This window comes from Falsiroseomonas oryzae (genome assembly GCF_027856955.1).
GTDB lineage: Bacteria > Pseudomonadota > Alphaproteobacteria > Acetobacterales > Acetobacteraceae > Falsiroseomonas > Falsiroseomonas oryzae.
In genome coordinates this window covers 1-7,736 of the sequence record NZ_JAPSMD010000254.1, presented here as the reverse complement: position 1 = coordinate 7,736, position 7,736 = coordinate 1, and the positions used below count along the sequence as shown (strand labels likewise).

The 7,736-nt window shown below is 73.6% G+C and carries 7 protein-coding genes; 6 read left to right on the top strand and 1 reads right to left on the bottom strand.

Features of this window, described 5'->3' with window-relative positions:
* Positions 1-882, bottom strand: an 882-nt coding sequence (locus OZN99_RS20550; protein WP_270937124.1) for a DUF2891 domain-containing protein, incomplete at its 3' end; no start/stop codon positions are given.
* A 235-nt stretch (positions 883-1,117) separates the two neighbouring features.
* On the opposite strand from OZN99_RS20550, the gene OZN99_RS20545 reads away from it, so the two are divergent.
* The 6 genes from OZN99_RS20545 (at position 1,118) to OZN99_RS20520 (ending at position 7,692) form a co-directional block, all read left to right on the top strand.
* A complete protein-coding gene (locus tag OZN99_RS20545; RefSeq protein WP_270937123.1) occupies positions 1,118-2,134 on the top strand; it encodes a cysteine synthase A in 1,017 nt (338 codons plus the stop codon).
* A gap of 10 nt (positions 2,135-2,144) precedes the next feature.
* Positions 2,145-2,798 (top strand): serine O-acetyltransferase, encoded by a 654-nt coding sequence (cysE, locus tag OZN99_RS20540; RefSeq protein WP_270937122.1) that lies wholly within the window; start codon positions 2,145-2,147, stop codon positions 2,796-2,798.
* Positions 2,799-2,852: 54 nt separating this feature from the next.
* Positions 2,853-3,866 (top strand): succinylglutamate desuccinylase/aspartoacylase family protein, encoded by a 1,014-nt coding sequence (locus tag OZN99_RS20535; protein ID WP_270937121.1) that lies wholly within the window; start codon positions 2,853-2,855, stop codon positions 3,864-3,866.
* Complete coding sequence (locus OZN99_RS20530) at positions 3,863-4,651, top strand: enoyl-CoA hydratase/isomerase family protein (RefSeq protein ID WP_270937120.1); 789 nt, start codon at positions 3,863-3,865, stop codon at positions 4,649-4,651. The genes OZN99_RS20535 and OZN99_RS20530 overlap by 4 nt, the downstream gene beginning before the upstream one ends.
* Before the next feature lie 51 nt (positions 4,652-4,702).
* Positions 4,703-5,881, top strand: a complete 1,179-nt coding sequence (locus tag OZN99_RS20525) for an acetyl-CoA acetyltransferase (RefSeq protein WP_270937119.1) — start codon at positions 4,703-4,705, stop codon at positions 5,879-5,881.
* Positions 5,882-6,501: 620 nt separating this feature from the next.
* Complete coding sequence (locus OZN99_RS20520; RefSeq protein WP_270937118.1) at positions 6,502-7,692, top strand: phage head spike fiber domain-containing protein; 1,191 nt, start codon at positions 6,502-6,504, stop codon at positions 7,690-7,692.
* Positions 7,693-7,736: the final 44 nt, after the last annotated feature.

Sequence of the window (7,736 nt, the reverse complement as noted above, 5' to 3'; positions counted from 1 at the left end):
CGCCTCCGCCGCCGGGCGGCGCGGGTCGCCTGCGGCGAAGCCGGCCGCCAGCGCCCGCCAGCACCAGGCGCGCGACAGGTTCAGACCGTCCAGGTGGACGATCCTGCCGTCTCTGCGGTCGGCGACGCGGGCCGGGGCGAACAGCGCGGCGGGCTGGCCCTGCGCCAGGCGCGGCAGGAAACGGTCGCGCCAGGCCGCGAACTCCGGCACCGGCAGAAGGCGCGCCATGCACAGCGCCTCGACCAGCACCGGCGAGAGGAAATCCTCGCCCGAGGGTTCCCAGGCCTGTGCATCCTCGTCCGCGCCGTACCAGCGGCGCGCCGTCGCGCGCAGCAGGTCCAGCAGCGCCGCGTCGTGGCGCGCCGCCCAGTCCGCGGCGAGCGCGAGGGCGAAGGCCGTGTTGGCGTGCACGCCGTGGCGCACCGGGTAGTCGGCACGCGGCAGGTGGGCGGCGAAGCGGTCGGCGAAGTCGCGCGCCAAGGGGGCCAGCGTCGCCGCCCAGGCGCCCTCCAGCTCGGCATGCAGCTTCAGCAGCCAGGCCCAGCCATAGGGCCGCTCGAAGCCGCGCGAAGCGGGCCGGGCGAGGAAGGCGCGCTCGGCGGCGACCTTGTCGGCGGTGAAGGCGGCGTCGAAGCGGGCGGCGATCGCGCCGGAAGCGGGCAGGCCGGGGAAGCGCCGCAGCAGGCGGGCCAGCATCCAGTGGGCATGGACGCAGGAATGCCAGTCGAAGCTGCCATGGAAGACCGGGTGCAGCTCCGCGGGCCGCTTCAGGTCGGCCGGCCCCTCCAGCACCTGGTCGAGCTTCTGCGGCCATTCCTGCCCGACATGGCCAAGCGCGACGCGGGCGAGCCGTTCCGCCAGCGCGGCATCCAGGGGCGTCACCGGGCCCGCCTCCCGAACGCCGAAAAAAACCTCTCTCCCGGAAGCATACTTCGCGCCATCACGCTCTCCACGTCGGCCGCGGCGGAGGCGGAAATCTGCGCGGCCATGCCAGCGGAGCATGCATGATCCCCGCCGCCGCTGGAACGGCGCATGCCCGCGCCTGGAAACCGCCGGCGCGATGTCCTTATCTCCAGGAAACCGGGCCGGCTCCGGTGTGTCGAGGTGAGGCAACGCGATGGACGCCGTGCCGATGGGTTCCGTGGTCGATGGGTTCTGGGGCGCGGTAGGGCGCACGCCGCTGATCCGGCTCAAGCGCGCCTCCGAGGCGACGGGCTGCGAGATCCTCGGCAAGGCGGAGTTCATGAACCCCGGCGGCAGCGTGAAGGACCGCGCCGCGCTGGGCATCCTGCAGGATGCCGTGGCGCGCGGCCTGCTGACGCCGGGCCAGCCCGGCACGGTGGTGGAGGGGACCGCCGGCAACACCGGCATCGGCATCGCGCTCGCGGCCAATGCGATGGGCTGGAAGAGCGTGATCGTGGTGCCGGAGACGCAGGCGAAGGAGAAGCTCGACTACCTCCGCATGATCGGCGCCGACCTGCGGCTGGTGAAGCCAGCGCCCTTCGCCGATCCCGGCAACTACGTCCATGTGTCGCGCCGGCTGGCCGAGGAACTCGGCGCCGTCTGGGCCAACCAGTTCGACAACCTGGCGAATGCGGCGGCGCACGAAGCCACGACCGGCCCCGAGATCTGGGACCAGACCGCCGGCCGGGTGGACGCCTTCACCTGCGCCTGCGGCACAGGTGGCACGCTGGCCGGCGTGGCGCGCGCGCTGAAATCGCGCAAGCCCGGCGTGCGCATCGTGCTGGCCGATCCCGGCGGCAGCGCGCTGGCCTCCTGGGTGAAGACCGGCGAGCTGAAGGCGGAGGGCAACTCGATCACCGAGGGCATCGGCCAGGCCGCCCGCGCGCCGGGCAACCTGGCGCAGGCGCGGGAGCTGATCGACGACGCGATCACCGTGCTCGATCCGGAGGCGCTGGAGCAGGTCTTCGACCTGCAGCTGCATGAGGGCATCTCGGTCGGCGGCAGCGCGGGGCTCAACGTCGCGGCGGCCATCCGCGTGGCGCGCGCGCTCGGCCCCGGCCACACGGTGGCGACCGTGCTGTGCGACGGCGCGGCGCGCTACCAGTCCAAGCTGTTCAACCCGGCCTTCCTGCGCGAGCGCGGGCTGCCGGTGCCGTCCTGGCTGGCATAGGCGGAGCACGATGGAAGTCCTGGAACTCGCCCGCACCGTCCGCGAACGCGACCCCGCCAAGCCCGGTCGCGTCGAGGCGATCCTCTGCTATGCCGGTGTGCATGCCGTGCTGTGGCACCGGCTGTCGCATGCGCTGTGGCGGCTCGGCCTGCGCGGGCTGGCGCGATTCTCCTCCCACCTCGCGCGGATGCTGACGGGGATCGAGATCCATCCGGGGGCGCGCATCGGCCGGCGGCTCTTCATCGACCACGGCATGGGCGTGGTGATCGGCGAGACGGCGGAGGTCGGCGACGACGTGCTGATCTACCACGGCGTGACGCTCGGCGGCCTGTCCGGCCAGCCGGGCAAGCGGCACCCGACGGTGGAGGACCATGTCGTGATCGGCGCCGGCGCGCAGGTGCTGGGCCCGATCCGCATCGGCCACGGTGCGCGCATCGGCGCGAATGCCGTGGTGGTGAACGCGGTCGCGCCCGGCTGCACCGTCGTCGGCATCCCGGCCCGTCCGCCCAAGGGATCGCCCTGCGACGATGCGGGCATCGGCTACGGCTTCAAGGACGTGACCGAGGACCCCGTCGGCGAGCAGCTCGCTGCGCTGCGCGCCGAGCTCGCCGCGCTGCGCGGCGAGCTGGAGCGCGTGAAGGCGGCGCAGGGCGAGCGCGTCTGACCGCGGCTTGACGCCCCGAGCGGCGCGGCGGAGGCTGCGCCCCGGGGAAGGGCCATGACGGCACGCAGCACGCTCTCCTGCGAGATCGACCTGGACGCGCCGGGCAAGCGGCACGGCTTCCTGCGCCTGCCGCATTCCACGCATGAGAGCGCCTACGGCTTCATCCCGATCCCCATCGCCGTGATCGCGAACGGGCGCGGGCCGACCGTGCTGCTGGTCGCCGGCAACCATGGCGACGAATACGAAGGCCAGATCGTCCTCGGGCGCGTCATCCGGGAGGTCGAGCCGGCGCAGGTCTCGGGCCGGCTGATCGTCCTGCCCGCGGCGAACTTCCCCGCCGCGCGCGCCGGACGGCGCGTCAGCCCGATCGACGGCGGCAACCTCAACCGGCTGTTTCCCGGCGATCCCGACGGGGGCGTCACCGAGCAGATCGCCTGGCATATCGCGGAAGTGCTGCTGCCGCTGGCCGATGCCGTGCTGGACCTGCACTCCGGCGGCTCGTCCCTGATGTACGCGCCCTCCGCGCTGATCCGCCGGTCCGGCGACGCGGCGCTCTTCGCCCGTGGCATCGCCGCCTTGAAGGCCTTCGGCGCGCCGCATTCCTACATCGTCATCCCCGGCACCAATGGCGGCCGCACCCTGTCGGAGATGGCGTTCCGCCGCGGCGTGCTGCATGTCGGCACCGAACTCGGCGGCGGCGGCCATGCCACGCCGCAGGCCATCCGCATCGCGGAACGCGGCGTCGCAGGGCTGCTGCGCCACCTGGAAGTAGCCGACCTCCCCTGGGATGCCGGCCCGCCGCGGCCGCCGACGCGCATCCTCGATGTCGGCGGCGCCGAGTACTACCTCCACGCGCCCGAGCCCGGCGTCTTCGAGCCGCTGGTGGAGCTTGGCGCGGAGGCCCGCGCCGGCCAGCCCGCCGGACTGATCCACCACACCGAGACGCCCTGGCGCGCGCCGACGCCGGTCGCCTTCGCGCGCGACGGCGTGGTGCTGGTGAAGCGCTGGCCCGGCCTGACGGCGCGCGGCGACTGCCTGTTCCACATCGGCACGGATACCGGATCGTGAGCGACGAGACCCCGCTGCTGGTCACCCGCGACGGCCCCGTGGTGCGGGCCGTGCTGAACCGCCCGGCGCGCCGCAACGCGATGAGCGAGGCGCTGGTCGCGCGCTTCGACGCGCTGCTGGCGGAGCTGCGGTCCGACGCCACGGCACGCGTGCTGGTGATCTCCGGCGCCGGCGGGCATTTCTGCGCCGGGCTCGACCTGACGGAGGTCGGCGCGCCGCAGGACCCCGACGCCAAGCTGGCGGAGCAGCAGGCCCGCAACCGGCGCATGGGCACGCGCTTCCAGGCGATCTCGGACCTGCCGCAGGTGGTGATCGCGGCGGTGGAGGGCGGCGCCTTCGCCGGGGGCCTCGGCTTCGTCTGCGCCGCCGACATCGCGCTCGCCGCGCCCTCCGCCCGGTTCTGCGCGCCGGAGGTCCGCCGCGGCCTGGTGCCCGCGCAGATCCTGCCCTGGCTGGTCCGGCGCATCGGCCGCAGCGCGGCGGCCCGGCTCTGCCTGCAGGGCAACGTGATCGACGCGACCGCCGCCGGGCGCATGGGCCTGGTGCACGACGCCGTGCCGGATCTGGACGCTGCGCTGGCCGCCGCCATCGCCGACATCCTGGAAGGCGCCCCCGGCGCGCTGGCCGAGACCAAGGGGCTGATCGCCGCCCTCGGCGCCACCGTCCCGCCCGGCTATGCCGAGGCCGGCGCCGCCGCCTTCGGCCGCCAGGCCGCCGGGCCGGAAGCCGAGGAGGGCATCGCCAGCTTCAAGGCGCGGCGCAAACCCGCTTGGGCGCCGGGCTGAGGCGGCCCATCTGACGCCGAGCCCCCTCTGACGCAAGGAAGGAACGCCGCCATGACCGCCTGCATCGTCGGCTGGGCCCACACGCCCTTCGGCAAGCTCGAGGACCCGGATATCGAGAGCCTGTTCGGCCGCGTCGCGCTCTCGGCCATCCACGACGCCGGCATCGAGCCGGACGAGGTGGATGCCGCCTTCGTCGGCGTGTTCAACGGCGGCTTCAGCAAGCAGGACTTCTTTGCCTCGCTGCTGCTGCAGCACGTGCCCGAGCTGCGCTTCAAGCCGACCACCCGCTACGAGAATGCCTGCGCGACCGGCACCGCCGCCATCCATGGCGCGCTGGATTTCCTCGCTGCGAAGCGCGGCCGCTTCGCGCTGGTCGTGGGCGCGGAGAAGATGACCGCGACGCCGAACCCCGAGGTCGGCGACATCCTGCTCAGCGCGTCCTACCGCAAGACGGAAGGCGAGATCCCCGCGGGCTTCGCCGGCGTCTTCGGGCGCATCGCGGATGCCTATTTCCAGCGGCATGGCGACCAGTCCGACGCGCTGGCGGCGATCGCGGCCAAGAACCACAGGAACGGCGTGGCGAACCCCTATGCCCAGATGCGCAAGGACCTGGGCTTCGCCTTCTGCCGCGCCGAGAGCGAGAAGAACCCCTTCGTCGCCCGCCCGCTGAAGCGCACCGACTGCTCGCTGGTCTCGGACGGCGCCGCGGCGCTGATCCTGACCGACGAGGAGACGGCGAAGGCGATGGCCGCCAAGGGCGGCAAGGCCGTGCGCTTCCGCGCCGCGGTGCAGGCGACGGACACCATGCCCATCGCCGGCCGCGACATCGTCCGCTTCGAGGGCGCGCGCGCCGCCTGGGGCCGGGCGCTGGACCAGGCCGGGCTGGCGCTGGACGACCTCTCCTTCGTCGAGACGCATGACTGCTTCACCATCGCCGAGCTCATCGAATACGAGGCGATGGGCCTGGCGCCGGAAGGGCAGGGGGCGCGGGCGGCGCTGGAAGGCTGGACGGCGAAGGATGGCAGGCTGCCGGTGAACCCTTCGGGCGGGCTGAAGTCCAAGGGCCACCCGATCGGCGCCACCGGCGTCTCCATGCATGCCATGACGGCGATGCAGCTGACCGGCCAGGCCGGGGAGATGCAGCTGCCGAAGGCCGATGTGGCCGGCGTGTTCAACATGGGCGGGGCGGCGGTGGCCAACTACTGCTCCATCCTGGAGCGGGTCGGGTAGTCCGGCGGGCTCTGGCACGGGTGTTGCTTTAGTCCAAGCGTCATGCGGCGGGCCTCGCCCGTCACTGGCAGCTTAGCCTTCCTCAACCTTGCCTTGGGGCCGGTCCGAAAGGACCGGCCCCCTTTTTTTGTCCTGCGCCGGCCGTCTGCCGAGGCCCGGGCAGGGCCGTCGCGTCGTGTCTGCGGCGTCCAGATAGCGGCAGGCGACGCGACATTCGCGTTCCGGGCGTGATCCCGCCCGGCTGGCCGGCTGCAGCACCTCGTTCGCCCGGCTGTGCCGCCCTCTCCGGTCTGCGGCTTCGCACGCCGGCACTTGCAAAATGCAAATCAAAATGGGACGCAAATGCCGGAAGCTATCGGGGTGGCGAAATGCATGCCCGGTGCCGGGCGGCGTGGCCAAGGAAAAAATTCTTGCCCTGACGCCGCCGCACTGCTACATGCAACCCATCGCCGGTCGGACTCCGTCCACCGGCCTTCCCCGGCACATCCCGCCCGCATCACGCCCCGGCCCGCAAGGCCGAAAGGGCGGCGCCGTGCCGCGATTCCGGCCCCTGCCAACGCTGAAGGACCCTCCCGGATGCCGCATGCCCAGCCCTGCCCGCCCGTGCTGGAGGTTCGCCGATGAGCACCTCCGCTCTTCCCGCCCTGCTCGGCATCTCCGGCGATGCCGCACGCCGTCTCGTCTCCGGCGGTGCGCTGCTGGCCCCGGCCACGCTGGCCCGCGCCCAGGTCACCTCCCGCGCCACCGCGCTCGGCGCCGACAACGCCACGCTGCAGGTCTTCGGCGCCGACCAGCCACGCTTCGCCGGCGCCGCGCGGCGCCTGCTCACCGAGGGCCAGCGCACCAACGAGATCACCGATCCCGTCGCCTTCGGCGCCGGATCCGGCTGGAGCTCGATCTTCAGCGGCACCGGCGCGGCACCCGTCATCACGCCGAACTACGGCGCCATCGCCGCGCCCGATGGCAGCTTCACCGCCACGAGGCTGCAGCTGGACAAGGGCGCCGGCACGCTCTCCACGGACCGCTCGGGCCTGTCGCGCACCACCACCACCACCGCGGCGCGCTTCGTCTGGGCGCGCACCCTGGCCGGCACCGCCACCGTGCAGATCGGCACCAGCAGCGTCACGCCCGGCGTGCAGTCCAGCCTGGACACGACCTGGCGCCGCTTCGGCGTCTCCGACGGCGGGGGGACGCACCGCATCATGGTGCTCGGCGGCGGCTCCGGGACCAGCACCACCGCGGACCTGCTGGTCTGGGGCGCCAGCAGCGAGGCGGGGGTGGGCTTCGCCTCCTCGCTCATCCTGCCGCCGGCCGGCAGCCCGCAATCCAGCACCCGCGGCGCCGACCTGGTCAGCGCCCCGCTGGCCGCGCTCGGCGTCGGCGGCAACGGCGCCTGCACCCTGCTGTGGAGCGGGGCGATGCAGGTCGCCGCAGGCGCCGTCACCGCGCTGCTTCAGCTCGACGACGGCACCAACGCGCTGCGCTGGGTGGTGGACAACCTGGCGGGCAACGGCAGCATCCGCATCATCGGCACCACCGGCACCGCGGCGGTCGCCGGCACCGCCGCCTCCTGGGTGTCGTTCCGGCTCGGCCTGGCGGTGGACGGAGCGGGGCGCGCCGCGCTCTGCATGAATGGCGGGGCGATCGCTGCGGCCACCGGCGGCCCGACGGCCGGCTTCACCACGGTGCGCCTCGGCACCAACGCCACCGGCGGCTCCGCCGCCTTCGCCGAGACGGCGGCGCTGCAGGTCATCCCCTTCGCGCTGTCCGACGCCGCGCTGCAGGCCGCGGTCGCCGGGCTGCCGGCCTGATCAGCCCGCCCGGCGCGGCTTCGGGCCGCCCGGCCGCTTCACCG